The organism is Orlajensenia leifsoniae, assembly GCF_004570845.1.
GTDB classification, from domain to species: Bacteria; Actinomycetota; Actinomycetes; order Actinomycetales; family Microbacteriaceae; genus Orlajensenia; species Orlajensenia leifsoniae.
On sequence record NZ_SPQZ01000004.1, the window covers coordinates 120231 to 146678 of the forward strand.

The window sequence follows — 26448 nt, forward strand, 5'->3', positions numbered from 1 at the left end:
GAGGCACGGGAGCGAAGCGAGCGCGCCGAAGCCACCACCAGCAGGCGCTGCCGCGAGCACCGCCTACGCCGCCAGCCACGTCCCGAAGGCGGCCCGCAGAGCCGTGAGCTGTGCCGCTTGGCCGTCATCGCGCGCCGGCAGTCGTGTGAGGGGCGAGCCGAGGGCACCGGCCCACTGCTCGGCGACGGGGAACGGATGCACGGGGTCGCGGGGCGCTCCGATGACGGCCGTCGGCATCCGTGCCCCCAGCGATGCCAGCTCCGCCTCGGACTCGAAGGCGCGATTGCGCGGCACCTCGACGAGCCGCACGGCCCGGTCGACGGCCAGGGGATAGCGGAACTGGGCGAGCAGGCCGGCGCCGCCGAGCGGCGACGCGTCGACGGCACTGCGATAGGCCGGCGTCTCGCGGAACAGGACCTGCCCCTCGACCGGTCCCACATCGTGCAGCAGTTGACCGATCACGGGGAAGGCGCGCAGGTTCTCGGGCATCGACCTGTGGGTGAACGACGGACGCACGAACAGCGCCCGGTCGATGCGGATGCGGCCCGCCAGCGCCATCCGCAGCGCGAGAGCGGCCCCCATCGACACCCCGACGACGGTCAGGGGGTCATCGTGGGCGGTGCCGAGTGACGCCTCGAGCTCCCGGGCCATCCCGTCGAGGGTGAAGTCCGACGGGGCGCCGACGAGGGGCGAGGCGCCGTGGGCGCGCGCATCGGGCGCGATCACCCGCTCACCCGGGGCGAGCTTCGCCAGCACAGGCCCGAAGACGTCGAGCATGTACTGCCGGTCGGAGCCCAGCCCGTGCAGGAGCAGGACCGTCATCGCGTGCGTCGGTGCAGCTCGTCGATCAGGGCGTTGGCGAGGTTCACGAGGATGGCGATCTGGTCCTCGTCGCGCTCCACCCAGCGGCAGAGCGGCTCGTTCGAGACGGGGACGAAGTCCTCGTGCTGCTCCCAGACGACGAGGGTGCGGTCGGCGCCGAGCACGTACTGCTGCCACCAGACCTGACGCAGGTACGAACGCGGGATGTTGCGCCACGGCTTCGACGTCGTCTTGATCTCGCAGAGTTCGAGGCTGCCGGATGAGCGCACGACGTAGCCGTCGGGGGTGGCGAGGTGGCGGGACTCGTGCTCGGCGTGGAAGAGCGCACTGCTCGAGAGGATTCCGTGCTGGCCCAGCACCCACTCGGCGATGACGGGCTCGCGCGCTCGGCCGTGATCGGTGAACGGGTTGCCGCCGAAGGTCGTGCCGTGCAGCTTCTCGTCGGCTGCGGCCTGGATGGAGCGCGGCGTGGCGAGCCTGGCCACATCCGTCGCCGTGATTCCGCGGGAACGCGCCCGCAGCCATGCGACGCGGTCGCTCGAATCGGCCACGATGCGACGCATCGCCGGGTGAACGGATGCCGGCGCCGGAGCCGCCGCGACCGTGGGCTGTGCCTCGGCGAAGAGGTCGAGCAGCGTATCGGTCACGGCTCCATTGTCCCTCGCGCCTCGGACGCCGCGCGACACGACGCTCCGCTGGGGCCGTCGTCGGGCCTGGACGGAGTCCGCGGTCGACGTGCCGCAACCCCCGCTGGCAGAGGCACGGGAGCGAAGCGAGCGCGCCGAAGCCGAGGACCGGCACCGTCCCCTCCGCTTCGCCGCAGCCGCTGCGCGTCTGTGGCTCAGCGAGCGGGAGTCGCCAGCGCGTCGATGCCCTCGGGCGAGAGCGCGTGGTGGATGGCCAGCATGCTGGCGCCGAGCACGGCCGCGTTCTCGGCCGCCGACGACTGCACGATCGCGAGGTGCTCGGTGGCCAGGGGCATCGAGCGCGTGTAGACGATCTCGCGCACCCCCGCGATGAGGTGCTCCCCAGCGCGTGCCATCGATCCGCCGATGGCGATGACCGAGGGGTTGATGAGGCTCACGGCGGTGGTCAGCACCTCGCCGATGTCGCGTCCGGCCTGACGCACGGCCTGGATGGCCTCGATGTTGCCGCGCTTGACGAGATCGACCACGTCGCTGCCCGTCGCCACGTCGATGCCGGCCTTGCGCAGGTCACGCGCGATGGCCGGTCCCGAGGCGAGTGCCTCGAGGCAGCCGCGGTTCCCGCAGTGGCAGGGGATGCCCACGCCGCGTGCGACCTGCACGTGGCCGATGTCGCCGGCGATGCCCTGCGCTCCGCGCTGCAGGCGCCCGCTCGAGATGACGCCGGAGCCGATGCCGGTCGCGATCTTCACGAACATGAGGTGCTCGGCGTTGGGCCAGGCGAAGGCGCGCTCGCCGAGGGCCATGATGTTCACGTCGTTGTCGACCAGCACGGGCACCTGCAGGTGCTGCTGCACCCAGCCGGGAACATCGAAGCGGTCCCAGCCGGGCATGATCGGCGGGTTCACGGGGCGTCCGGTGGAGTGCTCGACGGGCCCGGGCACGCCGATGCCGATGGCCACGAGCTCGTCGTGATCGCGGTCGATGCGGGCGAGCAGGGTGGTGGCCGCCTCGACCATCCAGCTCAGCACGGCCTCGGGTCCGCTGGCGATGTCGATGGCCTCGCGCAGCTCGCCGAGCACGGTTCCCGAGAGGTCTGTCACGGCGAGCGTGGCGTGCGAGGCGCCGAGGTCGGCGGCGAGCACGACGCGGGCCGAGGGGTTGAGGGCGAACCGCGACGGCGGGCGTCCGCCCGTCGAGAGGGCGTCACCGACGGGGGAGACGAGGCCGAGCGCCATGAGCGAGTCGACACGGGTGGCGATGGTCGATCTGGCGAGTCCGGTGACGGTCGCGAGCTCGGCTCGAGTGCGGGGCCGGCCGTCGCGCAGCAGCTGGAACAGCTCGCTGGCACCCGATGTTCCGAGCGCCGATCCCCGGCTGATGTCGACCATTCGCATAGTAAAGCACAGGGTCTTCGTCGATTCGTATTGCAACGACTTGATCTCGAACGTGCAACTTCTGTCGATTGACTAGCAAAAGTCGATCGATGTGTGCCACACTCGCCCCATGACAACGGACGTCATCGCACCCGCCACCGCGATCCGCGTCGGCTTCGTCGGTTCCGGGTTCATGGCCTCGGTCCACAGCCGCGCAGCTCGCGCCGCTCGTGCTGAGCTCGGGGGTGCCGCATCCTCGAGTGAGGCATCCGCCGCCGACGCCGCCCTGCGACTCGGACTCGACCGCTCCTACATCTCCGTCGACGAGCTCCTCGCCGACGACGGCATCGACATCGTGCACATCTGCACCCCCAACACGACGCACGCCGCCCTCGCCCTCGCGGCGCTCGACGCGGGCAAGCACGTCATCTGCGAGAAGCCCCTGGCGACCACGGTGACGGATGCCGTCACCCTCACCGAGCGCGCCGCTGAAAGCGGGCTCACGGCGACGGTCCCCTTCGTCTACCGCTACCACCCGATGGTGCGCGAGGCCCGCGCCCGCGTCGCCGCCGGCGAGGTCGGCCGCCTGCTCACCATCCAGGGCGGCTACCTGCAGGACTGGCTCCTCGAGCCGCAGTCCGACGACTGGCGGGTCGGCGTCGGCCTCGGTGGTCCGTCGCGCGCCTTCGCCGACATCGGAAGCCACCTCGTCGACCTGCTCGAGTTCGTGACGGGCGATCGCATCGCCAGGCTCTCGGCCACGACGCGCACCGTGCACGCCCACCGCGGAGCCCACTCCGACGTCGCCACGGAGGACCTCGTGGCGCTGGTCGTCGAACTCCGCGGAGGAGCCGTCGGCACCCTGCTCATCTCCCAGGTCGCCCCAGGACGGAAGAACAGCCTCGTGCTCGAGATCGCTGGAACCACCGAGAGCATCCGCTTCGACCAGGAGCGGCCCGAGGAGCTCTGGCTCGGTCGCCGCACGGGTTCGCAGCGCATCCTGCGCGACACCGACGTGCTCGCCCCATCCGCAGCGCGGCTCTCGCTCGTGCCGGCCGGGCACCCGATGGGCTACCAGGACGCCTTCAACGCCTTCGTCGCCGACAGTTACGCGGCCATCGACGGGGCCGAGCCCGACGGACTGCCCCGGTTCGCCGACGGCCTGCGGGCGGTGCGGGTGACGGATGCCGTTCTCGCGTCGGCGGCATCCGGTCACTGGGTGGAGGTGGCCGAATGAACGCGCAGGAACCGGTTCTGGTCGCAGCCGGCCTCGAGAAGAGCTTCTTCGGGGTCACCGTGCTGCGCGGCGTCGGACTCACTCTCTATCCGGGCCAGGTGCATGGACTCGTCGGCGAGAACGGCGCCGGCAAGTCCACCTTCATGAAGATCCTCGCCGGCGTGTACCAGCGCGACGCGGGCACGGTCACCTTCGGTGGCGAGGCCGTGGAGTTCGGGCATCCCGTGCAGGCCATGAAGGCCGGCCTCGCCACGGTGTTCCAGGAGTTCAACCTGCTGCCTGACCGCAGCGTGGCGCAGAACGTGTTCCTCGGCCGCGAGCCGCGCCGGGCCGGCTTCGTCGACCAGCGCGGCATGGTGGCCGCGACCAGGTCGCTGCTCTCCGAGCTCGGCATCGACTTCATCGACCCGACCTCGCGGGTCGGCACTCTCACCGTGGCCGAGCAGCAGATCGTCGAGATCGCCAAGGCTCTCTCCTACGACGCCCGCGTCATCTCGATGGACGAGCCCACCGCCGCCCTCTCCGACAACGAGGTGGCGCTGCTCTACGCGATCATCCGTCGGCTGCAGGCACGCGGCGTGGCCATCCTCTACGTCTCGCACCGGCTCAAGGAGATCTTCGACCTCTGCGACACCATCACGGTGCTGAAGGACGGCGCCCTCGTCAGCAGCGGGCCGACATCCGAGCTCGACACCAACGAACTGGTGCGGCGCATGGTCGGCCGCTCCATCGAGACCTTCTTCCCTGCTGCGCTCGACGACACCACGGTCGGCGACGTGCGTCTGGCGGTGACGGATGCCGGCAACGGCTTCGTCGACGGCATCGACCTCGAGCTGCGGGCCGGCGAGATCGTGGGGGTCTCCGGTCTGCAGGGGAGCGGGCGCACCGAGCTCGTCGAGGGCATCTTCGGGGTGACGCCGTTCACCCGGGGATCGATGGCCCTCGACGGCGAGACCGTGCGCATCACCCGCGCCCGCACGGCCGTGCGCCGGGGCATCGCGCTGATCACGGAGGACCGCAAGGCGCAGGGTCTGGCCGTGAACCAGTCAGTGCTCGACAACGCCCTGCTCGTCATCCGTGGGGTGTTCGCACGGCGCACCGCCGAGGTGCGGCGGTCGATACCCGGGGTGATGACCTCGCTCGAGGTGAGCTCGCACGGCCTCGACCAGGAGGTGCAGTTCCTGTCGGGAGGCAACCAGCAGAAGGTCGTTCTGGCCAAGTGGCTCGCCACGAAGCCCCGCGTCGTGCTGCTCGACGAGCCCACCCGCGGCATCGACGTCGGCGCCAAGATCGCCGTCTACGCGCTCATGCGCACTCTCGCCCAGGAGGGGGTCGCCATCCTCATGATCTCGTCCGAACTGCCGGAGGTCATCGGCATGTCCGACCGCATCCTCGTCATGCACGACGGCCGCATCGCCGCGGAGCTGCCTTCGGGCTCGACCGAGGAGGCCGTGCTCTCGGCAGCGACGGGCCACGCGCCGACCACCGCCGGCACCGACCTGGGAGGTGTCGCATGAGTGAGGCATCCGTTCGCCCGCTCCGTCGGCGTCGTCGCATCGACTCCACGGCACTCGTCTACCTGGCCCTGCTGGGCGTGATCATCGTGAGCGCCATCCTCGTCGCCACGGTCGGACGCAGCTTCTTCAGTGCGGGCAACATCCGCGACATCCTCACGGGCATGAGCGTGCTCGGCTTCGTGGCCATCGGGCAGACCCTCGTGATCCTCTGCGGATCGCTCGACCTCTCCGTTCCCTACGTCGTCAGCCTGTCGAGCCTCATCGCCGCCGACACGATGAAGGGCAGCGCGGCGAACATCGCCCCGGCCGTTCTGGCGGCGCTCGCCGTGGCGGCCGTGATCGGACTCGTGAACGGCCTGATCGTCACGAAGCTGCACGTGAACGGCTTCATCGCCACCCTCGGTATGGGCCTCATCATCAAGGGCTACCTCGACACGAACTACAAGGGCACCAGCGGCGACGTGCCGTGGGAGTTCCAGCTCATCGGGGCGACAGGCGTCGGGCCCATCCCGGTGTCGACGATCCTCATGATCGTCGTCGCCCTGCTCGCGGCGCTGTTCCTCAGCCGCACCCGCACGGGAAACCACATGTTCGCCGTCGGCGGCAATGAACAGGTGGCCAGGCTCTCCGGCATCCGCACGGCCCAGCCGATCATCGTCGCGCACGTCCTCTGCTCGGTCACGGCGGCCTTCGCCGGTCTCCTGCTCGCCAGCCGACTCGGCGTCGGCAGCCCGACCGTGGGCATCCAGGGCGGCTACGACCTGCTCTCGATCGCGGCGGTCGTGCTCGGCGGCACCATCCTCGCAGGTGGTCGGGGTTCGGTGTGGGGCACCATCGGCGGCGTCGCCATCTTCGCCGTGCTCGACAACGTGATGAGCGTGCTGCAGGTCAACCCGTTCATGAAGGATGTCGTGCGCGGCGTGGTCATCGTGGCCGCCGTCGCCGTCTACACGGCACGTCAGGTTGAGCGTCGTCGGGCCAGGTTCGGAGCGGACGGCGGTGCGGACACCGATCCGGATGTCGATCCGTCGCCGTCCGACAGAGTCTCGGAGTCTGTGAAGGGAGGGTCGGTATGAAGATCGTCAGCGCACTCGTGAGCCCGCGCGGAGCGGTGTTCCTGCTCCTCGCCGTGCTGCTCATCGCCATCACGGTGCTCAACCCGAGCTTCGCCGAGCCCGGCCAGCTGATGCGCTTCATCCAGCGCGTCGCTCCCGTGGCCATCGTGGCGATCGGGCAGTACTTCGTGATCGTCGGCGGGGAGTTCGACCTGTCGATGGGCTCCGTCGTGACAGCGCAGGTGGTCATCGCCGGCAACCTGGTCGGGCAGGACGAGAGCCGCACCATTCCGGTGCTGTTCCTGATGCTGGCCTTCGGCGTGCTGGTGGGACTCGTCAACGGCCTCATCGTGTCGTTCCTGCGCGTGCCGTCGTTCATCGCGACCCTCGGCATGATGCTGGCCCTGCTCGGCGGCGTGCTGTACTGGACCGGCGGAGCTGCCACGGGCAATCCCGACGACAGCTTCCGGCAGATCGGTCGGGGCGGCATCCAGGACGTGCCCGTGCTCGACCTCATCCCGTGGTCGGTCCTCATCCTCATCGTGGTGCTGGCCGCGGCCATCTGGTTCAGCAAGCGTCCGTTCGGCCGCACCATCATCGCCCTCGGTGACAACCCGACCGCCGCAGGCTTCGCCGGTGTGCGCACCTGGTGGGTGAAGACCAGCACGTTCATCCTGTCGTCGCTGTCGGCGACCCTCGCCGGCATCCTGCTGGTCGGGTACGCCGGCGTGCACCCCTCCGTCGGCCGGGGCTACGAGTTCACGGCCATCACGGCCGTGGTCCTCGGAGGCGTCGTCCTCGGCGGTGGTCGCGGCTGGGTCGTCGCTGCAGCGGCCGGGGCATTCGCCCTCGAGGCGCTGTTCACTCTGCTCAACTTCGCCGGGGTGCCGTCGACTCTGCGCGACGCCATCCAGGGCGTCATCATCATCGCCGCCGTGGCCTACTCCGCCGTCTCGTTCCGCGCTCGCCGTCGCGGACGAACCGATGTCGCCGGTCCGCCGGTCGACGCCGATGACGGACCGGTCGACGGCGCCCCTGAGACTTCACCCGCACGGGAGAAGGAGTCGCCCCCACAGTCGGGCGCGACTCGACCTGCAATCCACTCCCTCGAGGCAGAGGGCTGATCCAACACAACCAAGGAGGTTTGTGATGCGACGAATGCATGTGGCATCCGCCATGGTCGGAGCGCTTGCGCTGCTGACACTGGCCGGCTGCACGACCGATCCCAGCGTGACCGCTCCGTCGGACGACGCCGCGGCCACGGAGGAGGCCGAGGTCGAGTGGTTCGACCAGGCGCTGTTCGACAAGCAGGACGAGGAACGGGGGGTCGTTCCCGAGGGGCCGGACGGACAGCCCTACCTGCAGTACATCAACGCCGAGATGGTCGACACCTCGGAGTTCGCGAGCGAGGGGGCGAAGAAGGGGTGCTTCGCGAACGCCTCGATCTCGAACCCGTGGCGCCAGACCGGCTGGATCACCATGAACGAGCAGCTCAAGGTGCTGCAGGAGTCGGGTGCGATCAGCGAGCTGGAGACGCGTGACGCGCAGGACAGCGACGACACGCAGATCGCCGACATCGACTACTTCATCAACGAGGGCAACTGCGACTTCTTCGTCATCTCGCCGAACAGCACGGCGGCCATGACTCCGGCGGTCGAGCGAGCCTGCGACACCGGGAAGCCCGTCATCGTGTTCGACCGCGGTGTTCAGACGGACTGCCCCGTCACGTTCATCCACCCGATCGGCGGCTTCGCCTGGGGCATCGACTCGGCGAACTTCCTGATCGACAACCTCGAAGAGGGTGACAAGGTCGTCGCGCTTCGCATCCTCCCGGGTGTCGACGTGCTCGAGCAGCGCTGGGCCGCGGCCGAGAAGCTGTTCGGCGAGGCCAACATCGACGCCGTCGACTACTTCACCGGAGCCGACCCCGTCGAGATCAAGAAGATCATCTCGGACGAGCTCGCCAAGGGTGACGTCAAGGGCATCTGGATGGACGCCGGTGACGGCGCCGTCGCAGCGATCGAGGCGTTCGAGGACGCCGGAGTCGACTACCCGGTCATGACCGGAGAGGACGAGCTGAGCTTCCTGCGCAAGTGGAAGGACACCGGCCTCACCGGACTCGGGACCGTGTACTCGAACTTCCAGTGGCGCACGCCGCTGCTCGCCGCGCAGAAGATCTTCGCCGGCGAGGAGGTTCCGAAGGAGTGGGTGCTCCCGCAGAGCCCCGTGACGAGTGACGACCTCGACCAGTACCTCGCTGCGAACGAGGGCATGCCCGACGGCCACTACGCCAAGTTCGGCGGAGAGGACCTGCCCGGCTACCCGACGGTCTGGCAGGAGCGCCAGATCCCGTAACCGGTACGCTGCCGACTGGCGGGGCTCACTCGAGCCTCGCCAGTCGCCATGCAGGGCCGCAGTGTGCGAGAGGAGACACGGATGCGCCGCACCATCGGCGTCAACACCTGGGTGTGGACCAGCCCGCTCGACGACGCCTCGCTCGCGACGCTCGCCGCCAAGGCGGCGAGCCTGGGGTTCGGCGCCATCGAGCTCCCGGTCGAGTCCGTGGGGGACTGGTCGCCCGAGCTCGCCGGCGAGGTCCTGGCCGAACATCGGCTACTGCCGATCGTGGTGGGCGCCATGGGTCCGGGTCGCAATCTCGTCGCCGCTCCGGCCTCCGAGGTCGTGGCCACCCAGAACTACCTCGTGCACTGCATCGGGGTCGCCGAGGCGGTCGGCGCCCGCGTCGTCGCCGGACCCTTCTACGCCGCCACCGGACGCACCTGGCGCATGACGGACGCCGACAGGGCCGAGCACTACCGCGAACTGCAGGCCGCGCTCGCGCCGGTCGTGCACCGCGCGGAGCGGGGCGGCATCCGTCTCGCCATCGAACCCCTCAATCGCTACGAGACCAGCCTCGTCAACACCGTCGACCAGGCACTGGAGGCCCTCGGCCCGCTGCTCGGTCGCGGGCTCGGCCTCGCGCTCGACAGCTACCACCTCAACATCGAGGAGAAGCGGATCGGCGACGCCATCCGCACCGCCGGCGCGCACATCGCGCACGTGCAGGTCTGCGGCAACGATCGCGGCGCCGTCGGCGACGACCACATCGACTGGTCGGCCTTCCTCGATGCTCTCGACGATGCCGGATACACCGGGCCGCTCGGGCTCGAGAGCTTCACGGGCGAGAACGCCACCATCGCCGTAGCAGCCTCGGTCTGGCGACCGCTCGCGATCACCCAGGACGCCCTGGCGGCGGATTCGCTGGACTACCTCACGGCACTGCAGGACGACAGGGAGAGATCATGACGGACCCAGCACAGGCTGCGACACCGGCGGCCCATCCGGTGACGTTGTTCACGGGTCAGTGGGCCGACCTGCCGTTCGAGGAGGTGGCGCGGCTGGCGAGCGGATGGGGGTACGACGGTCTCGAGATCGCCTGCTCCGGTGATCACCTCGATCTGAAGCGTGCCGAGGAGGAGCCCGGCTATCTCGATGAGCGCAGAGCGATCCTGGACCGCTACGGCCTGCAGGTGTTCGCCATCTCGAACCACCTCACGGGGCAGGCTGTGTGCGATGCCCCGATCGATTTCCGGCACGAGGCCATCGTGCGCGACTACACCTGGGGCGACGGCGACGCCGAGGGGGTGCGGCAGCGCGCGGCCGACGACATGAAGCGCTCGGCCCGAGTCGCCCGCAAGCTCGGGGTGGACACCGTCGTCGGGTTCACGGGGTCGAGCATCTGGCCGTACGTGGCGATGTTCCCGCCGGTGCCGGCTTCGGTCATCGACGCCGGCTTCGAGGACTTCGCGAACCGGTGGAACCCGATCCTCGACGTGTTCGACGCCGAGGGCGTTCGGTTCGCGCACGAGGTGCACCCGAGCGAGATCGCCTACGACTACTGGAGCTCGGTGCGCACCCTCGAGGCGATCGATCACAGGGCGGCGTTCGGGTTCAACTGGGACCCGTCGCACATGATGTGGCAGAACATCGACCCGGTCGGGTTCATCTGGGACTTCCAGGACCGCATCTACCACGTCGACTGCAAGGACACGCGGATGCGGCCGCACAACGGACGCGCCGGCGTGCTGGGCTCGCACCTGCCGTGGGGCGACCCGCGGCGCGGGTGGGACTTCGTGTCGACGGGGCACGGCGACGTGCCGTGGGAGGACTCGTTCCGGGCCCTGGACGCGATCGGCTACACCGGCCCCATCTCGATCGAGTGGGAGGACGCGGGCATGGACCGCCTCCACGGGGCACCGGAAGCGCTCGCCCATATCCGTTCGCTGCTGTGGAACCGCCCGTCGGCCTCGTTCGACGCCGCCTTCTCGAACCAGTAGGGCCGCACCCGGCGCCCGCACCCCTGCTCGCAGAGGCAGCGACGCAGTCGCCGCCGAAGGGGAGGGGAGACGCAGGGCCCGGTGCGCTTCGGCGCTCCCGTGCCTCTGCGGGCGGAGGCGGCGCGCTCGCTTCGCTCCCGTGCCTCTGCGGGCGGAGAGCGACCGGCGTGGAAGAGTTGTTCCCACCATGGCACCGACCCCTCGCACCCTCGCTCCCCGCATCGACCGCATCCGTCTCCCCCAACTGCTCGACGGCGATGCCGACGCCCTCGAGCCGCACGACAGCCACGATGCCGAGCGCTTCGCCGGCATCGATCTCTCCGGGCGCGACCTGCAGGGTGCGACGTTCAGCGAGTGCGGCTTCCTCGACGTCTCGGCGCACGAGGCCGACCTGCGCACGGCGAGCTTCCTCGACACCACGATCGAGCGCCTCAACGCCCCCATCCTGAGCGCCGCCCGCTCCCGGTTCCGTGACGTGAGCCTCGACTCCTCGCGCATCGGATCGGCCGAGTTCTACGACGCATCGTGGCAGTCCGTGCACATCTCGAACTGCAAGCTCGGCTTCGTGAACCTGCGTGGTGCGCACCTGCAGGACGTGCAGTTCACCGACTGCACGATCGACGAGCTCGACCTCGGGGGAGTGAAGGCCAACAGGGTCTCCTTCGCAGGCACGCGCGTGGGAACGATCGACCTCACCCGTGCCGAGCTGCGCAACGTCGACCTGCGCACAGTCGACCTCCGCCGCATCGTGGGCCTGCCGGGGCTCAAGGGTGCCACGCTCACGCCCGACCAGGTGGCCGAGCTGGCGTCGCTCTTCGCCGACCAGCTCGGCATAACTGTCGAGGACTGACCTACCCGCTCCAACGCCACCGTCGAAGTGACGCGAATCGACCTTCCCGCGGCAGGCAAGGTCTATCTGCGTCACTTCGACGCCTGGGGGCGCGGGAGTCGGCGGGGAGTCAGACCTCGCGCACCGTCCCCTGCTTGATGTGCAGCCGGCGCTCGGCCCTGCGCGCCACGGCCGAGTCGTGAGTCACCACGATGAGCGTGAGCCCACGATCGCGCCACAGACCCTCGAGCAGGTCCATGATCTCGTCGCGGGTCTCCTCGTCGAGGTTGCCCGTCGGTTCATCGGCGAGGAGCACCTCCGGCTCCTTCACGAGCGCCCGCGCGATGGCCACGCGCTGTTGTTGGCCGCCGGACAGTTCATTCGGCAGGTGGGTGCCCCGGTCGGCGAGCCCGACGGACGCGAGAGCCTCCGTCGCGCGCCGAGATCGCTCGGCTCCTGAGACGCCGAGGGGCTCGAGCGCGGTCTCGACGTTCTGCTGCGCCGTGAGCGTCGGGATCAGGTTGAAGCCCTGGAAGACGAACCCGATCTCCTTCGCCCGCACGTCCGCGAGCCTCCCGTCCGACATCGTCGAGATGTCGTGGTCGCTCAGGGTGATGGTGCCGCCGGACGGTCGGTCGAGGCCGCCGAGCATCTGCAGCAGCGTCGACTTGCCGCCGCCCGTCGGTCCCTGGATGGCCACCATCTGGCCGGAGCCGATGCTGAGGTCCACGCCCTTCAGGGCGTGCACGGTGCGCTTGCCCTGCGTGTAGGTCTTGCTGACATTTGTGAGGGTGTACATGGTTCCCTGTCTTTGCTGGTCGAGTCGGTGCGAGACGGATGCGGATCAGCCGACGCTGCGCAGCGCCTCGGCCGGGCGCAGGCGGGCCGCGCGCCAGCCGCCGAACGCTCCGGCGAGGAGGCCGCCGAGCACGGCGAGCCCCACGGCGATGGCGATCACCGAGAGGGTGAGCGGAGCATTGAGCGCGACGTCCGTGGTCGCCTGGGCCGCGGTGGCCATCGGGCCCCCGAAGCCGCGCCCGCCGCCAGTGGCGCCGGCGCCGCCAGCCCCGCCCGGCCCACCGGCGCCGCCGCCGGCCGCCGCGTCGAGGCCACCCGTCGAGGCGCTGCCCGAGAGCGTCGGGGCGATGATGTTGATCACCGTCACGCCGATCACGCCGATCACGACGCCGAGGGCGCCCCCGATGAGGCCCTGCACGAGTGACTCGCCGGTGACCTGGCCGACGATGCGTCGGTTCGACCAGCCGATGGCCTTGAGCGTTCCGAACTCTCGCGTGCGACGCGTCACCCCCGAGATGGTGAACAGGATCGCGATCAGGAACGCCGCGATCAGCACGGCGATCGAGAGCCAGAGGCCGAGGTTGGCCACAAGGTCGGATGCCGTGCCCAGCGAGCCCGAGACGCTCGACGCGAGGTCCTCCTGGGTCGAGACCGTCGCATCCGGAAGCGCGGTCTCGATGTCGGCCTGCACCTGCGCGATGTCGGTCGACGACGCGGCCTGCACGTAGATGGTCGAGATGTTGCCGTCCTCGCCCGACAGGGTCTGGGCGACGTCGAGCGGGATGTAGACGTTCGAGGCGCTGGCGGCATCGGCCGAGTTGGAGGTCACTGTTCCGACGATCTCGAAGTCGGTGCCGCCGATGTCGATCGTGTCGCCGACGGCGAGTTCGGCACTGGTGGCGTAGTCGGCGTCGAGCACCGCCACGTCTGCGCCCGTGTCGTCGGTGTCGAGGGTGCGGCCGTCGGCGAGAGTGACGGCCGAGAGCGGACCGATCGCGTCAGCGGACGGGTCGAGGCCGAGCACGGTGAAGCTGTCGACGTCGAAGGCGCTGCCGCCGGCGCCGTCGGCTCCACCCTGCGGGGGAGCGGCTGCACCCTGATCGGCGGGGGCGCCATCCGTCGTTCCACCGTCTCGGGTGAACTGCGGCATCTCGCCGGTGAAGGTCGTGTTGGTGAGCGAGAGGGTTCCGGATGCCGCCGACACGTTGTCGATGCCGGTCACGGTGTCGAGGGCGCTCGCCGCGAACGTGCTCGAGCCGAACCCGGCGGACAGCCGCGACTGGCTCACGGCCGTGGTGCCGTCGTCGCTGGTCGTGCCGTCGTCCGCCCCGAACTGGAATCGGCCACGATCGCCCTCCTCGCCCTCCTCGGGTGGGGTGGGGGTCTGGCTCACGGTGATGTCGGTTCCGACGCCGTAGACGGACTCGAGCACCGAGGCCTGGGCCGTCTTCACGCCCGCCGCGACGGAGTTGACGATGATGACGAGTGCGATCGCGAGGGCCATGCCGATGGCGATGATGGCCGTCTGGCGGCGCCGCCCGGCGAGCTCACGCCGGAGGTAGGTGAAAAACATGCTGCTCCTTCATGTGGATGACCCGACGGTAGGAGCCGCCGCTTTCGCCGTTCTATGGCGGAACTGTGGAGACGCTATGGACGTTCCGCCCGCAGAGGCCCGGACGGAGTCCGCGGCCGAAGCGCCGTCGGAGGACGTTTTTCGGTTGCGGGCCGTGCCCGGCCTCCGACGACCGGCAGACTCACAGCCGCGACACCGACACCTCATAGACGACTCATAGACTGACCCGGATACTGGGAAGAACCATGACGACTGAATCGACCGACCAGGCCCCCGTCCGCCAGCTCGCCGGCGGCATCCGCCGCGCCGACGGCACCCCCGTGCGCGTGCTCGTCGTCGATGACGAGTCCACCCTCACCGACCTGCTCCAGATGGCCCTGCGCTACGAGGGCTGGGACGTGCGGACCGCCGCCGACGGCCGCAGCGCCGTCGCAGCCGCCCGCGAGTTCCGCCCCGACGCCATCGTGCTCGACATCATGCTCCCCGACATCGACGGCCTGCAGGTGCTCGCCCGCATCCGCGAGGACCGCCCCGAGGCCCCGGTACTGTTCCTCACGGCGAAGGACTCCCTCGACGACCGCCTCAAGGGCCTCACCGCCGGCGGCGACGACTACGTCACCAAGCCGTTCAGCCTCGAGGAGGTCGTGGCGAGGCTGCGCGGGTTGGTGCGCCGCTCGACGCTCACGTCGGCGTCGGCATCCGACCCCGTCATCGAGATCGGCGACCTCATGCTCAACGAGGACAGCCACGAGGTCACCCGCGCCGGCGAGCCCATCGAGCTCACGGCGACGGAGTTCGAACTGCTGCGCTTCCTGATGCGCAACCCGCGTCGCGTGCTCAGCAAGTCGCAGATCCTCGATCGCGTCTGGAGCTACGACTTCGGCGGCCGCTCCAGCGTCGTCGAGATCTACATCTCCTACCTGCGCAAGAAGATCGACGCCGGCCGCGAGCCCATGATCCACACCGTGCGCGGCGCGGGCTATCTCATCAAGCAAGCCGTATGAGCGAGCAGAGGGTCGCCGGCGTCACGGCTTTCACCAAGGACCAGACGTCGACGGATGCCGCTGCAGAGGTGAAGCGCCCGCGTGCGCCGATGACCCTCGTGCGCCGGCTGCTCATCACCGTCGTCGCCGTGCTCGCCGTCGTCAGCACCGTCATCGGCCTCGTGAGCGTGCTCGTGCTGCAGGCCTCCCTCATGAGCCGCGTCGACACCCAACTGGCGAACACCACGAAGCGCGGCTACGTCGCAGCCGACATCCCGCAGGGGCAGAACGGCAACGGCCTGCCCGACTTCATCAGGCTTCCGGATGCCGGCACGATCCTCAGTGCGCCCAGCCAGGCCGAGGGCACCGTCGCCGTCGTCTCCCAGGACGGTGCGGTGCAGACCGCCGGTCTCCTGGACACCGACGGAGACATCACGCGGATCACGGTCGAGCAGGGCACGGCGCTCGCCGCGGTTCCCGCCGACGGGGAGCCGCACACGGTCAGCCTGACCGAGCCGCTCAACGAGTACCGGGCCATCGCCGTGGCCGACCAGGACGGCCGCAAGGTCGTCATCGGCCTGCCGCTGGCGAGCGTGACCGCGACGATCACCCAGCTCTCCATCACCATCGCGATCGTCGCCCTCCTCGGCATCCTCATCGTGGCTCTCCTCGGCGCCCGGATCGTGCGCATCGCCCTGCGTCCGCTCACCCGCGTGACGCAGACCGCCCAGCGGGTCGCCCAGCTGCCGCTCGATCGCGGCGAGGTCGCCCTGGCCGAGCGTGTTCCGGATGCCGATGCCGACGAACGCACCGAGGTCGGGCAGGTGGGGGCAGCGCTCAACACCATGCTCGATCACGTCGGCTCCGCCCTCGAGGCCCGCCAGGAGTCCGAGCAGAAGGTGCGTCGATTCGTCGCGGATGCGAGCCACGAGCTGCGCACGCCGCTCGCCTCCATCCGTGGCTACTCGGAGCTCACCCGCCGTTCCGGTCAGGAGGTGCCGCCGGACACCGCGCACGCGCTCTCCCGCATCGAGAGCGAGTCTGTGCGGATGACCGGTCTGGTCGAGGACCTCCTGCTGCTCGCCAGGCTCGACGAGGGCCGGGAGCTCGCGCACGATCCGGTCGATCTCACCAGCATCATGATCGACGCCATCGGCGATGCGCACGTCTCGGGTCCCGACCACGACTGGGAGGTCGATATCCCCGACGAGCCCGTCGTGGTCGACGGCGATGCTCCCCGCCTGCAGCAGGTCGTGGTGAACCTGCTGGCGAACGCGAGGGTGCACACGCCCGCGGGCACTGCGGTGATCGCGAGGCTGACGACCGACGGCGACTCGGTGTCGATCACCGTGCACGATGACGGTCCGGGCATCGATCCCGCTATCAGCGGAACGCTGTTCGAGCGCTTCGCCCGCGGGGACGTCTCGCGCACCCGGGCGACCGGGAGCACAGGCCTCGGCCTCGCCATCGTGCAGGCCGTCGTGGCGGCCCACGGCGGAACAGTGTCGGTGGCCAGCGAACCCGGCGACACGACCTTCACCGTGACCCTCCCGCGCACGGCCCCCGCACAACTCCGCTGATCGCAGGAGGCGCCCTCCCCGCTGATCGAGTAGCCCGCGAGCGCAGCGAGCAAGCGTATCGAGATCACCGTCCCGCGCGCCGCACCCTCCCCGAACGGACCGCGCTGTGAAAGGATGACGGAGGCTGAGGGGGCGTCAGCTTCGCACGTGAACGCTCCCGCCGGCCGTCCGTAGCCGCTCGACGAGGAGATCATGACCGACGCCGACCACATCCTCGACTTCCGCGATGAGCTCGACCGAGAGGCTCGGGCGTACTCTGCGGCTCCGACCGTGTCCGAGGCATCCGATGCCTCCGGAACCGTGAGCGTCGCGTTCGACTCAGACACCCGCGTGCTCTCGGTGGTGGTCGCTGATCGCTGGAAGGCCGCCCACCGTCCGGGCGAACTCGGCGCTGTCGTCGTCGAGCTCGTCGCGCAGCTCGCGGCCGAACGTGCACGTCAGTGGGGCGAGTCCGTCGCCGAGGAGGACGCCGATCAGGCGACCACTCCGCTGCCCTCCCGGGGCGAGACGCCGGCCGAGCACGTGCAGGCCGCCCTCGCCGACGCCGGCGACTCCCTCGACGCGACCGCCGTGCTCGCCCAGATGATGACGATGCTCGAGGAGGTGAACGCCGGCATGGACGCCGCGATGCAGATCATCTCGGCACGCCTGAGCGCCACCCACTCCGCAGCCAGTGCCCAAGGCCGTGTGCGCGCGACGGTGGACGGATCGGGTGCCGTCACGGCCCTCGTTCTCGACGAGGAATGGCTCGGCACCGAAGCGGCGGCCGACATCACCCGCGCGATCAACCAGGCCATCGCCGCCGCCGCAGCATCCGCGACGGCACCGGTTGATCCGCTGGCCGGAACACCGCTCGAACGGTACACGGGAGTGATCGACGACCCGTCGGCACTCGCCAGGATCCTCATGGGAAAGGACTGACATCGTGGCAGACCACATCACCGTCGCCTACGACGCCCTCACGAGTGACGCGGCGAGGTGGGACGACATCGCCGCCGGCCTCGACGAGGCGAAGGCCAGTGCGGAGGGGCTCGACCTGGGGCGGGGCGAGTTCTCCTTCGCGGCGACGGATGTCGCAGACGAGTACGCGCGCATCCGCACCCTCGTGATCCAGCTTCTCGACACCGGGGCGACCCAGACTCGCGGAGCGGCGACGGCATTGCGCGACATCCGCGAGGACTTCGAGAGTACCGAGGCGGCCATCCAGGCCTCGCTCGCCGAGATGTGGGAGGTCAACTGATGGATCCGGCCCAGGAAGTGCGCGAGATGATCGGCAAGCTTCAGGACAAGGTCGAGGAGCTCACCCGCATCGTGAACTCCACGCTCTCCAAGGTCCCCGGCTTCCTCGACTGGATCGTCGACAAGCTGATCGACGGGTGGAACGCCCTGATGGAGAAGCTCGGCGAGTTCTGGGACTGGTTCACCGACAAGCTGAGCTACGTCGGCAACCCGTTCGGCCTGCACGCTGCATCCGTCTCGTGGACCGAGGACATCGGCGGCAAGGTCGCCAACCTCGTGCGCGACATCGACGACAGCGACCTGCTCGTGGACGACAAGTGGAAGGGCGACGGCGCCGACCAGTACCGGCAGTCCCTCGATCCGCAGCGGGAGGCGCTCAGCTCGATCAACAGCGACTTCGCGAGCAACATCTCCTCGGCGCTCTCGACGCTCATGCTCGCCATCGTGGCGTTCTGGGCATCGGTCGTCGCCGCGATCATCTCCGTGATCGTCGGGTTCGCCACGGCGACCGGAGCCGCGGTGACGGTGTTCGGCCTGCCGCTCGCGCCGCCGGCGGCCCTGGGCGGCCTCGCAATCGGCGTCGGCGCGCTCGCGGCCGGCACGGCGACGTTGTACGCCTCTGCAGCATCCGCCCGCGGCACGATGTCGTCAACGGCGGCCGGCGTGCAGACCTGGCCGCAGTTCGTCACCGGATGAGTGCGCGCGACTGGAGTGGCGATCCGGCGACCCTCGCCAGACGCCGGGGTGTTCTCGGGATGATCGTCGGTGCCGTGCTGCTGCTCGCCTCGCTGGTTCCGCTCGGCGGCGGGCTGTCGCCGACCATCACCGCCTACGCGATCGCCGTGCTGGTGCTCGCGGTCCTCGTCTTCGTCGTGAGCGGGATCGCGCTCAGCATCGGGCGTCGCTACCCGGCCGTGAGGCACCTCGGCGGACCGAACGACCTCGCCACGGTCCTCGCGATCGTCGTCGGAGTTCTCGCCGGCGTGCTCGTGATGGTGTTCTCCCTCGGCCAGGCCGGCACAGCGCTCCTGGGCGCGGCGATGCTCGTGGTGGTCCTGGCCATCATGACGGGAGCCGTGCTCGTGTTGAGCTCGGCGAATCGCACGGCCATCCGCAGTGAGGCGGCGACGGGACCGCGCGCGTAGTCAGATGCTCAGTCGCCCCAGCAGCTCCGCGAACTTGCGGATGTCGTCCTCCGGCCAGGTGCGCAGCAGCTCGTAGAACTTGGCCTGGTTCGTTCGGCGGATCGCCGTGACCTTCTCGACGGCGAGGGGAGTGGCCACCAGCACCCGAGCGCGCCCGTCGCTCGCGTCGGCCGTGCTCTCGACGAGGCCCAACTGCTCCATGAGGCGCACCTGGCGGCTGATCACGCTCTTGTCGGTGTGCAGCTGCTCTGCGAGCACCCCGGCGTGCGCCGGCCCCTGCCGCACGAGGTGCCCGAGGATCTTGTAGCCGGCGGGCTGCAGCTCCGGATGCACGCTCGCGGCGTAGTCGCGCCAGTTCGAGCGCACCCTGTTGAAGAGGGCGCTGAGCTGTCCCTCGACGTCGGCGATGGCCTCATCGGCCGCGGTGTCCGCGGCGGTAGCGGCATCGGGGTCGTCGGTCGGCGGCTCGTGGTCGTCGCTCATGGGCGCAATCCTATTCAGATCGGCATCATCGCCGGTCATGGTGGGGGTGGGGGAGTCGATGATCCCGAGGCCGGTCACGCTCCGAGCCGGCCGATCATCTCGGCGAAGCGGCGGAGATCCTCGCGCGGCCACCGTCGCAGCTGCTCGCGGAACACCTCGGTGTTGCTCGATCGGGCCTGCTCGACGCGGATGCGGGCATCCGTCGTCGCAGCCAGGATCCGCACCCGCCCGTCATCGGGGTCCGCGTGCGACTCGACCAGTCCGTTGTCCTGCAGCCACCGCACCTGCCGGCTCATCACGCTCTTGTCGGTGAAGAGCAGCTCGGCGAGTGCGCCACTGGTGGTCGGCCCGTGGTGCACCAGGGCCGACAGGATCTTGTAGCCGGCCGGCTGCAGTTCGGGGTGCACGCAGGCGGCGAAATCACGCCAGGTCGCACCGGCACGCGTGAACAGCACGGCCATCGCATCCTCGACGTCCACGATGGCGGAGTCGATGGGGGCGATGGCCGTGCTGGTCATGATGCGTGCGTCAGTGCCTTCGTGCGCTGCCGGCTACGGGCGGGTGTCGACGGATGCCGTCGATCCCGTGCGCGTTCCGACGGGGTGGGCCTCCCCGACGGCGGGCAGGCCGGCGGTCGCGGCGGCAGCCTCGATGAGCGAGTCCTCGGCGTTCTCGATCTCGCGCTCGCGCTCGGTCTCGGCGTCGACGGCGGAGCCGCCCTTCTTCGCGAGGTCGATCGCGTTCATGGTGCCGAGCTTGTTGTTCGGCAGGAACGCGACGGCGATCAGGGTGATGATCGCGAGCGGCACAGCGAGAAGGAAGATCGATCCGACGGCGGAACCGTACGACGACTCGACCAGCACGCGGATGGCGTCGGGCAGCTCGTCGACGTGGGGGATGACACCGCTGCCGAGGGTCTTCGCGGCCTCCAGCTGGTTCTCGGGGGAGAGATCCGTGATGCCGTCCTTGATGCTGTCGGCGACCAGGGTGCCCATGATCGACCCGAGGATCGAGACGCCCATGGTGCCGCCGAGGCTGCGGAAGAAGGTCACGGCGCTGGTGGCCACTCCGAGGTTCTTGACCTCGGTGGTGTTCTGCACGACGAGCGTGAGGTTCTGCATGACCATGCCGACGCCCGAGCCCAGGATGAACATCGAGACGCCCACGAACCAGAAGTTCGTGTCGTAGTGGATCGTGCTGAGAAGCGCGAGGCCGACGACGGCGAGGGACGAGCCCGTCACCATGATGGCCTTCCACTTGCCGGTGCGGCTGACGACGTTTCCGAAGAACGCCGAGGCCAGCAGGAGGCCGCCCATCATGGGGATGGTGAGCAGGCCCGACTGGGTCGGGGTCGCGCCGCGAGCCAGCTGCATGTACTGGCTGAGGAACACCGAGGTGCCGAACATGGCCACACCGATCGAGATGCTCGCGATGACGGAGAGCGTGAAGGTGCGGTTCTTGAACAGCTGGAGCGGGATGATCGGCTCCTTCACCTTGAACTCGGTGATGACGGCTGCGATCAGGAGCGCAGCTGCGCCGGCCACCATGGCGAAGGATGTCGCGGATGCCCACTCGAACTGCGAGCCGGCCAGGCTGACCCAGATGAGGAGGAGCGAGACGCCACCGGCGATGAAGATGGCACCGAGGTAGTCGATCCTGACGGCACGCTTGACGATCTTGGGCAGGTGCAGGGTCATCTGCAGCAGGATGATCGCGACGATGGCGATGGGCAGCGCGAGGAAGAAGTTCCAGCGCCATCCGAATGCGTCCGTCACGACACCGCCGAGCAGCGGGCCACCGACCATGCCGACGGCCATGACGCCGCCGAAGAGACCGGCGTACTTGCCGCGCTCACGCGGGCTGATGATGTCGGCCATGATGATCTGGCTGAGCGCTCCGAGGCCACCGGCGCCGAGGCCCTGCATGACACGGAAGACGATGAGCGTCGAGGTGTCCTGCGAGAAGCCGGCGAAGGCCGAGCCGAGCACGAAGATGATCAGAGCGATCTGGATGAGCAGCTTGCGACTGAACAGGTCGGCCAGCTTGCCCCAGATGGGCGTCGAGACCGTGGTCGCGAGCAGGGTGGCGGTGACGACCCAGGTGAACGACGACTGGTCGCCCTTGAGGTCGGAGATGATGAGCGGCAGCGACGAGCTGACGACGGTCGACGCGAGGATCGACACGAACATGCCGAGGATGAGGCCGGAGAGGGCCTCGAGCACCTGGCGGTGCGACATGCCGTTCTCGGCGGTGGGGGACTGCGCGGATGATGCCGGTTCGACGGCGGATTCCGCTGCGCGGGTGCGCGATGAGCGTGACACGAGGACTCCTGAATTTGATTGACTGCGGTCAACTATAACCATCTAGATGACTTTGGTCAACTATTGCTCTCGGTCAACTATTCCCCGCCCGCTCGCTGAGGCCCGGACGAAGTCCGCGGCCGAAGCGCCGCTCGGTGCGCTTCAGGCGGTCGCTTCGCTCGGCCTTCAGCGAGCGGGCGGACCTCGATTTCACTTTGCCCACGGCATCAGTTACTGTGTACGAAGCCAAAGACCGCCGGTTATCGGTGTGCGTAGAGATACGGATGCTGATCGAAGGCTTGCGAAAGCAAGAGCCTGCGCAGGTGTATCGAACTTTTTCGGGTTTCCCGTTCTCAAAGCTCCGTGCGCCAAGCGCCGGAGCTTTTCTTATTTCTAGCCAGGTGGCAGGTCGAGGCGCACACCGCTCCCGTGGTGTGCGACGAAAGACATCAGAGGAGTACGCCATGGCGAACAAGGAAGCCACGGTCGCCGAGCTCACGGAAGCATTCCAGAGCTCGACCGCCGTTCTGCTGACCGAGTACCGCGGCCTCACTGTTGCGAAGCTCAAGGAGCTGCGCACCAACATCCGTGAGGACGCCACGTACGCCGTGGTGAAGAACACGCTCACCAAGATCGCGGCGAACAACGCCGGCATCACGTCGTTCGACGACGAGCTCGCCGGTCCGTCCGCTATCGCATTCGTGCACGGCGACCCCGTCGCTGTCGCGAAGGCGCTGCGTGCCTTCACCAAGGCAAACCCTCTCCTCGTGGTCAAGGGCGGCTATTTCGATGGCAAGCCGCTGACCGCTGAAGAGGTGGGCAAGCTCGCCGACCTCGAGTCCCGTGAGGTGCTGCTTGCGAAGCTCGCAGGCGCCTTCAAGGCCTCGCTGTTCGGTGCCGCATATCTGTTCAACGCCCCGCTGTCGAAGGCCGTTCGCACGGTCGACGCGCTGCGTGAGAAGCAGGAGTCCGCTGCGTAGGTCTTCCTACGACGCGGTGAGTTACTAAGAAACCAAGGAGAAATATCATGGCAAAGCTGTCAACTGAAGAGCTGCTCGAGCAGTTCAAGGGCCTCACCCTCATCGAGCTCTCCGAGTTCGTCAAGGCATTCGAGGAGACCTTCGAGGTCACCGCCGCTGCTCCGGTCGCTGCCGCTGCCGCTGCCGGCCCCGCCGCCGCTGCTGAAGAGGTCGAGGAGAAGGACTCCTTCGACGTCGTCCTCGAGGCTGCTGGTGAGAAGAAGATCCAGGTCATCAAGGTCGTCCGCGAGCTCACCTCGCTCGGCCTCGGCGAGGCCAAGGCTGTCGTCGATGGCGCCCCCAAGGCTGTCATCGAGGGCGCGAACAAGGAGACCGCCGAGAAGGCCAAGGCTGCTCTCGAAGAGGCCGGCGCCACCGTCACCCTCAAGTAATCCGGGCCCCTCGGGGCTTCGCATTGCTGTGACTTCGGTCGTTCGTCCCTGACGGACTCGAATCACCGGATGCCCCTTCACCACCTCTCCGGAGGCGGTGGAGGGGCATTCGTCGTTAACGGATCCGCTCGGACGATCGCAAAAGATAGCCCGGCTATGAATATGCATAGCTGTGCTATATAATTGACTCCATGCCAGAAACCGTCGTTCTCGACGCCACGCGCGCCACCACCATCAGCCAGATCCTCGTCGAGGTCGTCAGCGCCTCGAACCGCCTCACCCGCGTCGCCGCCCGCCGAACGGGCAACACCGAGTCACCCGCCCTGCTCCGCACCCTCAGCACCCTCATCGCATCGGGTCCGATGCGCATCGGCGAGCTCGCCGTCGAGAGCCGGGTCGCCCAGCCCACCATGACCAAGCTCGTGCGCACCCTCGGTGAGCGCGAGTGGGTGCGCCGCATCGCCGACACCGCCGACGCCCGCGCCTGGCAGATCGCGGTCACGAAGAAGGGCGAACGCGCCCTCGAGGAGTGGCGCGAGAGCATGGGGGCGGCACTGCTCCCCGTCTTCGCCGACCTGAGCGACGAGGAGGCCGACGTGCTCGCCCGCGCCGCCGCCATCCTGCACGCCCGCATCGCCGGCGAGATCGGCTCTGCGGCATCCGTCACCGGCCCGGCGTCCAGCGTCGTCGAGGAGGGCGCCGCACGATGAGCCACGGAAGCACGAGCGGCAGTTCCATCCTCAAGCAGCCGAAGGCCGTGTGGGCCGTCGCCTTCGCCTGCGTCGTCGCCTTCATGGGCATCGGCCTGGTCGACCCCATCCTGCCGGCCATCGCGGCCGACCTGCAGGCCACCCCCACCGAGACCGAGTTCCTGTTCACCAGCTACCTGGTGATCACCGGAATCGCGATGTTCTTCACCAGCTGGGTCTCGAGCCGCATCGGCGCCAAGAAGACCCTGCTCATCGGCCTCGCCGTGATCGTGGTCTTCGCCGCCGCCGCCGGCCTCTCGGGCGACGTCGAGTCGATCATCGGCTTCCGCGCCGGCTGGGGACTCGGCAACGCACTGTTCATCTCCACCGCCCTCGCGACCATCGTCGGAGCGGCATCCGGTGGCACGTCGTCGGCCATCATCCTGTACGAGGCAGCCCTCGGACTCGGCCTGGCCATCGGACCCCTCGTCGGTGGAGTCCTCGGCAGCTGGAGTTGGCGCGGCCCGTTCTTCGGCACCGCCGTGCTCATGGCCGTCGGGTTCATCGCCATCTCGACTCTGCTGCGCTCGTCTGCGGGCGACGAGAAGCCCGTGCCCACGGCGTTGTCCGCGCCGTTCCGCGCCCTCGGCAGGCCGGCGCTCGCGATCCTCGCCGCCACGGCCGTGTTCTACAACTTCGGCTTCTTCGTGCTGCTGGCCTACACCCCGTTCGCCCTCGTGCCGCTCGGCGTCTCGAGCGCCATCTCGCTCGGCTTCGTGTTCTTCGGCTGGGGAGTGGCGGTGGCCGTGTCCTCGGTCTGGCTCGCTCCGATGCTGACGGCACGGATGCGGCGCACCCGCGTGATCTGGACGATCCTGCCCCTGCTCGCTCTCGACCTGGTCGCGATCGCCCTGCTCATCCACTCCGTCGTCGGCATCGTCGTGTTCGTCGTCGTCGGCGGCCTGCTGCTCGGCATCATGAACACGGTGCTCACCGAGAGCGTGATGGAGGCCACCGACCTGCCCCGCTCGGTGGCATCGAGCGCCTACTCGGGCGTGCGCTTCCTCGGCGGTGCCGTCGCACCTCCCGTCGCTTCGCTGCTGGCCGCGAACATCTCCGAGCCGGCTCCCTTCATCGCCGGTGCCATCGCCTTCGTCGTGGCGACGCTCATCGTGATCGCCGGACGCAAGGCCCTCGCGACCTCGGACGGCATGGCCGAGCTCGACGAGGCCGAGCAGGCCGAGGCCGTGCTCGTGGGCGACGCGGCGTAGACGCGCGCTCTCAGCGGCCCCCGACGGGCACGGGCACGGGCACGGGCGCCGCGGCCGTCGTCGAGGAGCGCACGACGAGCCGTGACGGCAGGATGGTCTCGCCGCCGCCCTGCTCCGCGGCATCCGTCTCGAGCAGTCTGAGAACGGATGCCACGGCCAGGCGTCCCTGTTCCCGCGGGGCCTGCACCACGGTGGTCAGGCCGAACATCGCGGCGTACTCGTGGTCGTCGATGCCCGTGATCGAGAGGTCGCGCGGCACCTCGACCCCGAGGCGCTGCGCGGCCAGGATTGTACCGAACGCCACCTCGTCGCAGGCGGCGAAGATGGCCGTCGGGCGGTGGCGGGGATCTCCCAGCACCTGCAGCGCCACGGCGTAGCCGCCGGGCATGCTGAGCTCGGTCGGCCAGAACGAGTCCGTGGTCGGCAGCCCGGCCGCCTCCATGGCGAGCTCGAAGCCGCGCAGCCGCTTGCCGTGCACCGAGAAGTCCATCTGCTGGGCCTGGTTTCCACCGATGTGCGCGATGCGGGTGTGCCCGAGGCTGAGCAGGTGCTCGGTCGCCAGCCTCGACGCCGCCACGTCGTCGATGGCGATGGTGTTGGCGTGGGGGATCGGCCCGCCGATGCCGACCACCGGCTTGCCCGTGCGCTGCAGACGCTCGACCTCGTCGACCGACAGCTCGACGCCGACGGCGATGACGGCGTCGACCCGCTTCCTGGCGAGGAAGAACTCGAAGATCTGGCTGCGTTGGGCGACCTCGCTGGTCACGTTGTAGAGCGTGAGGTCGTACCCGGCGGCGAGCAGCTCGCGCTCGATGCCCTCCAGCACCTCGCCGAAGAACCAGCGGTTGACGAAGGGGATGATCACGCCGATGTTCTTCGTGCGCCCCGTCACGAGGCTCGCGGCGTTGGGGGAGGCGATGTAGCCGAGCTCGGATGCAGCCCCCTGCACGCGCAGGCGGGTGTCGTCGGCGACGTACCCCCGGCCGCTGAGGGCGCGCGACGCCGTGGCCTTCGAGACCCCGGCCAGGCGTGCCACATCGGCGATGGCGCTCATATGCCTCACTTCCTCGGTCGGCATGACTGGAGCCGATCATAGCGCCGAGGGCTCTTTTGTGGAACCGATCTCACGTGCTTTTCCCGCGCAGTTCGATGCAAAGGA

At 69.1% G+C, this 26448-nt stretch carries 27 protein-coding genes; 18 read left to right on the top strand and 9 right to left on the bottom strand.

All coding sequences use genetic code 11. From position 1 onward, the window contains the following. Nucleotides 1-63: 63 nt before the first annotated feature. The 3 genes from E4M00_RS11520 to E4M00_RS11530 all read right to left on the bottom strand — a co-directional run bounded on the left by E4M00_RS11520 (nt 64) and on the right by E4M00_RS11530 (nt 2857). On the bottom strand, nt 64-822 hold the full coding sequence (locus E4M00_RS11520) for an alpha/beta fold hydrolase (RefSeq protein WP_135120677.1): 759 nt from the start codon (nt 820-822) through the stop codon (nt 64-66). Next, entirely contained in the window at nt 819-1469 is a 651-nt protein-coding gene (locus E4M00_RS11525) for a YqaJ viral recombinase family protein (protein ID WP_420813446.1), read from the bottom strand. Before E4M00_RS11525 ends, E4M00_RS11520 begins: the two co-directional genes overlap by 4 nt. Before the next feature lie 194 nt (nt 1470-1663). Beyond that, the gene (locus E4M00_RS11530; RefSeq protein WP_135120678.1) at nt 1664-2857 is read right to left on the bottom strand and encodes an ROK family transcriptional regulator; all 1194 of its coding nucleotides are present in this window, start codon (nt 2855-2857) and stop codon (nt 1664-1666) included. Nucleotides 2858-2972: 115 nt separating this feature from the next. On the opposite strand from E4M00_RS11530, the gene E4M00_RS11535 reads away from it, so the two are divergent. The 8 genes from E4M00_RS11535 (at nt 2973) to E4M00_RS11570 (ending at nt 11838) form a co-directional block, all read left to right on the top strand. Continuing rightward, nucleotides 2973-4079: a Gfo/Idh/MocA family protein gene (locus E4M00_RS11535; protein ID WP_135120679.1), complete on the top strand. Its 1107-nt coding sequence runs from the start codon at nt 2973-2975 to the stop codon at nt 4077-4079. Beyond that, complete coding sequence (locus tag E4M00_RS11540; RefSeq protein WP_135120680.1) at nt 4076-5596, top strand: sugar ABC transporter ATP-binding protein; 1521 nt, start codon at nt 4076-4078, stop codon at nt 5594-5596. Before E4M00_RS11535 ends, E4M00_RS11540 begins: the two co-directional genes overlap by 4 nt. After that, entirely contained in the window at nt 5593-6672 is a 1080-nt protein-coding gene (locus E4M00_RS11545) for an ABC transporter permease (RefSeq protein ID WP_135120681.1), read from the top strand. The genes E4M00_RS11540 and E4M00_RS11545 overlap by 4 nt, the downstream gene beginning before the upstream one ends. Further along, nucleotides 6669-7775: an ABC transporter permease gene (locus E4M00_RS11550; RefSeq protein ID WP_082510564.1), complete on the top strand. Its 1107-nt coding sequence runs from the start codon at nt 6669-6671 to the stop codon at nt 7773-7775. Before E4M00_RS11545 ends, E4M00_RS11550 begins: the two co-directional genes overlap by 4 nt. A 25-nt stretch (nt 7776-7800) precedes the next feature. Next, nucleotides 7801-9006: a substrate-binding domain-containing protein gene (locus tag E4M00_RS11555; RefSeq protein WP_056168953.1), complete on the top strand. Its 1206-nt coding sequence runs from the start codon at nt 7801-7803 to the stop codon at nt 9004-9006. An 81-nt stretch (nt 9007-9087) separates the two neighbouring features. Continuing rightward, the gene (locus E4M00_RS11560) at nt 9088-9957 is read left to right on the top strand and encodes a sugar phosphate isomerase/epimerase family protein (protein ID WP_135120682.1); all 870 of its coding nucleotides are present in this window, start codon (nt 9088-9090) and stop codon (nt 9955-9957) included. Beyond that, nucleotides 9954-10988 carry a sugar phosphate isomerase/epimerase family protein gene (locus tag E4M00_RS11565; RefSeq protein ID WP_167756879.1) on the top strand — a complete coding sequence of 345 codons (1035 nt, stop codon included), beginning with the start codon at nt 9954-9956 and terminating at the stop codon, nt 10986-10988. The genes E4M00_RS11560 and E4M00_RS11565 overlap by 4 nt, the downstream gene beginning before the upstream one ends. 187 nt (nt 10989-11175) lie before the next feature. Continuing rightward, a complete protein-coding gene (locus E4M00_RS11570) occupies nt 11176-11838 on the top strand; it encodes a pentapeptide repeat-containing protein (protein ID WP_135120683.1) in 663 nt (220 codons plus the stop codon). Between the two features lie 109 nt (nt 11839-11947). Here E4M00_RS11570 and E4M00_RS11575 read toward each other — a convergent pair whose 3' ends face one another. Both E4M00_RS11575 and E4M00_RS11580 read right to left on the bottom strand, forming a co-directional pair. Then, nucleotides 11948-12616 carry an ABC transporter ATP-binding protein gene (locus tag E4M00_RS11575; protein WP_135120684.1) on the bottom strand — a complete coding sequence of 223 codons (669 nt, stop codon included), beginning with the start codon at nt 12614-12616 and terminating at the stop codon, nt 11948-11950. A gap of 45 nt (nt 12617-12661) precedes the next feature. Continuing rightward, a complete protein-coding gene (locus E4M00_RS11580; RefSeq protein WP_135120685.1) occupies nt 12662-14188 on the bottom strand; it encodes an ABC transporter permease in 1527 nt (508 codons plus the stop codon). Between the two features lie 245 nt (nt 14189-14433). Here E4M00_RS11580 and E4M00_RS11585 point away from each other — a divergent pair, with 245 nt between their 5' ends. The 6 genes from E4M00_RS11585 (at nt 14434) to E4M00_RS11610 (ending at nt 19135) form a co-directional block, all read left to right on the top strand. Further along, entirely contained in the window at nt 14434-15192 is a 759-nt protein-coding gene (locus E4M00_RS11585; protein ID WP_135120686.1) for a response regulator transcription factor, read from the top strand. Next, nucleotides 15189-16751, top strand: a complete 1563-nt coding sequence (locus E4M00_RS11590) for a sensor histidine kinase (protein WP_135120687.1) — start codon at nt 15189-15191, stop codon at nt 16749-16751. The genes E4M00_RS11585 and E4M00_RS11590 overlap by 4 nt, the downstream gene beginning before the upstream one ends. Before the next feature lie 192 nt (nt 16752-16943). Continuing rightward, the gene (locus E4M00_RS11595) at nt 16944-17672 is read left to right on the top strand and encodes a YbaB/EbfC family nucleoid-associated protein (RefSeq protein WP_135120688.1); all 729 of its coding nucleotides are present in this window, start codon (nt 16944-16946) and stop codon (nt 17670-17672) included. A 4-nt stretch (nt 17673-17676) separates the two neighbouring features. Further along, nucleotides 17677-17991 (top strand): hypothetical protein, encoded by a 315-nt coding sequence (locus E4M00_RS11600; protein WP_056168928.1) that lies wholly within the window; start codon nt 17677-17679, stop codon nt 17989-17991. Beyond that, nucleotides 17991-18686, top strand: a complete 696-nt coding sequence (locus E4M00_RS11605; protein WP_135120689.1) for a hypothetical protein — start codon at nt 17991-17993, stop codon at nt 18684-18686. The genes E4M00_RS11600 and E4M00_RS11605 overlap by 1 nt, the downstream gene beginning before the upstream one ends. Beyond that, nucleotides 18683-19135: a hypothetical protein gene (locus E4M00_RS11610; protein WP_135120690.1), complete on the top strand. Its 453-nt coding sequence runs from the start codon at nt 18683-18685 to the stop codon at nt 19133-19135. The genes E4M00_RS11605 and E4M00_RS11610 overlap by 4 nt, the downstream gene beginning before the upstream one ends. Here the strand turns inward: E4M00_RS11610 and E4M00_RS11615 are convergent, their stop codons facing one another. The 3 genes from E4M00_RS11615 to E4M00_RS11625 form a co-directional block, all read right to left on the bottom strand. Next, the gene (locus tag E4M00_RS11615; RefSeq protein ID WP_135120691.1) at nt 19136-19618 is read right to left on the bottom strand and encodes a MarR family winged helix-turn-helix transcriptional regulator; all 483 of its coding nucleotides are present in this window, start codon (nt 19616-19618) and stop codon (nt 19136-19138) included. A gap of 74 nt (nt 19619-19692) precedes the next feature. Then, complete coding sequence (locus E4M00_RS11620; protein ID WP_135120692.1) at nt 19693-20136, bottom strand: MarR family winged helix-turn-helix transcriptional regulator; 444 nt, start codon at nt 20134-20136, stop codon at nt 19693-19695. Between the two features lie 33 nt (nt 20137-20169). Continuing rightward, nucleotides 20170-21981, bottom strand: coding sequence for an MDR family MFS transporter (locus tag E4M00_RS11625; RefSeq protein ID WP_167756880.1), 1812 nt, complete (start codon nt 21979-21981; stop codon nt 20170-20172). Nucleotides 21982-22382: 401 nt separating this feature from the next. Between E4M00_RS11625 and rplJ the strand changes: the two genes are divergently transcribed. From rplJ to E4M00_RS11645, 4 genes are all read left to right on the top strand, one after another. Beyond that, nucleotides 22383-22898, top strand: coding sequence for a 50S ribosomal protein L10 (rplJ, locus tag E4M00_RS11630; RefSeq protein WP_055824710.1), 516 nt, complete (start codon nt 22383-22385; stop codon nt 22896-22898). A 47-nt stretch (nt 22899-22945) separates the two neighbouring features. Beyond that, nucleotides 22946-23329 (top strand): 50S ribosomal protein L7/L12, encoded by a 384-nt coding sequence (rplL, locus tag E4M00_RS11635; RefSeq protein ID WP_056168915.1) that lies wholly within the window; start codon nt 22946-22948, stop codon nt 23327-23329. Nucleotides 23330-23520: 191 nt separating this feature from the next. Then, nucleotides 23521-24039: a MarR family winged helix-turn-helix transcriptional regulator gene (locus E4M00_RS11640; RefSeq protein ID WP_135120693.1), complete on the top strand. Its 519-nt coding sequence runs from the start codon at nt 23521-23523 to the stop codon at nt 24037-24039. Further along, nucleotides 24036-25289 carry an MFS transporter gene (locus E4M00_RS11645; RefSeq protein ID WP_135120694.1) on the top strand — a complete coding sequence of 418 codons (1254 nt, stop codon included), beginning with the start codon at nt 24036-24038 and terminating at the stop codon, nt 25287-25289. The genes E4M00_RS11640 and E4M00_RS11645 overlap by 4 nt, the downstream gene beginning before the upstream one ends. Nucleotides 25290-25299: 10 nt before the next feature. On the opposite strand, the gene E4M00_RS11650 is transcribed toward E4M00_RS11645, so the two are convergent. Then, the gene (locus tag E4M00_RS11650; RefSeq protein ID WP_135120695.1) at nt 25300-26343 is read right to left on the bottom strand and encodes a LacI family DNA-binding transcriptional regulator; all 1044 of its coding nucleotides are present in this window, start codon (nt 26341-26343) and stop codon (nt 25300-25302) included. Nucleotides 26344-26448: the final 105 nt, after the last annotated feature.

Coding starts and splice junctions, on each gene's coding strand:
- E4M00_RS11520 (WP_135120677.1), bottom strand. CDS start 822: ATGACGGTCCTGCTCCTGCACGGGCTGGGCTCCGACCGGCAGTACATG.
- E4M00_RS11530 (WP_135120678.1), bottom strand. CDS start 2,857: ATGGTCGACATCAGCCGGGGATCGGCGCTCGGAACATCGGGTGCCAGC.
- E4M00_RS11535 (WP_135120679.1), top strand. CDS start 2,973: ATGACAACGGACGTCATCGCACCCGCCACCGCGATCCGCGTCGGCTTC.
- E4M00_RS11540 (WP_135120680.1), top strand. CDS start 4,076: ATGAACGCGCAGGAACCGGTTCTGGTCGCAGCCGGCCTCGAGAAGAGC.
- E4M00_RS11545 (WP_135120681.1), top strand. CDS start 5,593: ATGAGTGAGGCATCCGTTCGCCCGCTCCGTCGGCGTCGTCGCATCGAC.
- E4M00_RS11550 (WP_082510564.1), top strand. CDS start 6,669: ATGAAGATCGTCAGCGCACTCGTGAGCCCGCGCGGAGCGGTGTTCCTG.
- E4M00_RS11555 (WP_056168953.1), top strand. CDS start 7,801: ATGCGACGAATGCATGTGGCATCCGCCATGGTCGGAGCGCTTGCGCTG.
- E4M00_RS11560 (WP_135120682.1), top strand. CDS start 9,088: ATGCGCCGCACCATCGGCGTCAACACCTGGGTGTGGACCAGCCCGCTC.
- E4M00_RS11565 (WP_167756879.1), top strand. CDS start 9,954: ATGACGGACCCAGCACAGGCTGCGACACCGGCGGCCCATCCGGTGACG.
- E4M00_RS11570 (WP_135120683.1), top strand. CDS start 11,176: ATGGCACCGACCCCTCGCACCCTCGCTCCCCGCATCGACCGCATCCGT.
- E4M00_RS11575 (WP_135120684.1), bottom strand. CDS start 12,616: ATGTACACCCTCACAAATGTCAGCAAGACCTACACGCAGGGCAAGCGC.
- E4M00_RS11580 (WP_135120685.1), bottom strand. CDS start 14,188: ATGTTTTTCACCTACCTCCGGCGTGAGCTCGCCGGGCGGCGCCGCCAG.
- E4M00_RS11585 (WP_135120686.1), top strand. CDS start 14,434: ATGACGACTGAATCGACCGACCAGGCCCCCGTCCGCCAGCTCGCCGGC.
- E4M00_RS11590 (WP_135120687.1), top strand. CDS start 15,189: ATGAGCGAGCAGAGGGTCGCCGGCGTCACGGCTTTCACCAAGGACCAG.
- E4M00_RS11595 (WP_135120688.1), top strand. CDS start 16,944: ATGACCGACGCCGACCACATCCTCGACTTCCGCGATGAGCTCGACCGA.
- E4M00_RS11605 (WP_135120689.1), top strand. CDS start 17,991: ATGGATCCGGCCCAGGAAGTGCGCGAGATGATCGGCAAGCTTCAGGAC.
- E4M00_RS11610 (WP_135120690.1), top strand. CDS start 18,683: ATGAGTGCGCGCGACTGGAGTGGCGATCCGGCGACCCTCGCCAGACGC.
- E4M00_RS11615 (WP_135120691.1), bottom strand. CDS start 19,618: ATGAGCGACGACCACGAGCCGCCGACCGACGACCCCGATGCCGCTACC.
- E4M00_RS11620 (WP_135120692.1), bottom strand. CDS start 20,136: ATGACCAGCACGGCCATCGCCCCCATCGACTCCGCCATCGTGGACGTC.
- E4M00_RS11625 (WP_167756880.1), bottom strand. CDS start 21,981: ATGGTTATAGTTGACCGCAGTCAATCAAATTCAGGAGTCCTCGTGTCA.
- rplJ (WP_055824710.1), top strand. CDS start 22,383: ATGGCGAACAAGGAAGCCACGGTCGCCGAGCTCACGGAAGCATTCCAG.
- rplL (WP_056168915.1), top strand. CDS start 22,946: ATGGCAAAGCTGTCAACTGAAGAGCTGCTCGAGCAGTTCAAGGGCCTC.
- E4M00_RS11640 (WP_135120693.1), top strand. CDS start 23,521: ATGCCAGAAACCGTCGTTCTCGACGCCACGCGCGCCACCACCATCAGC.
- E4M00_RS11645 (WP_135120694.1), top strand. CDS start 24,036: ATGAGCCACGGAAGCACGAGCGGCAGTTCCATCCTCAAGCAGCCGAAG.
- E4M00_RS11650 (WP_135120695.1), bottom strand. CDS start 26,343: ATGAGCGCCATCGCCGATGTGGCACGCCTGGCCGGGGTCTCGAAGGCC.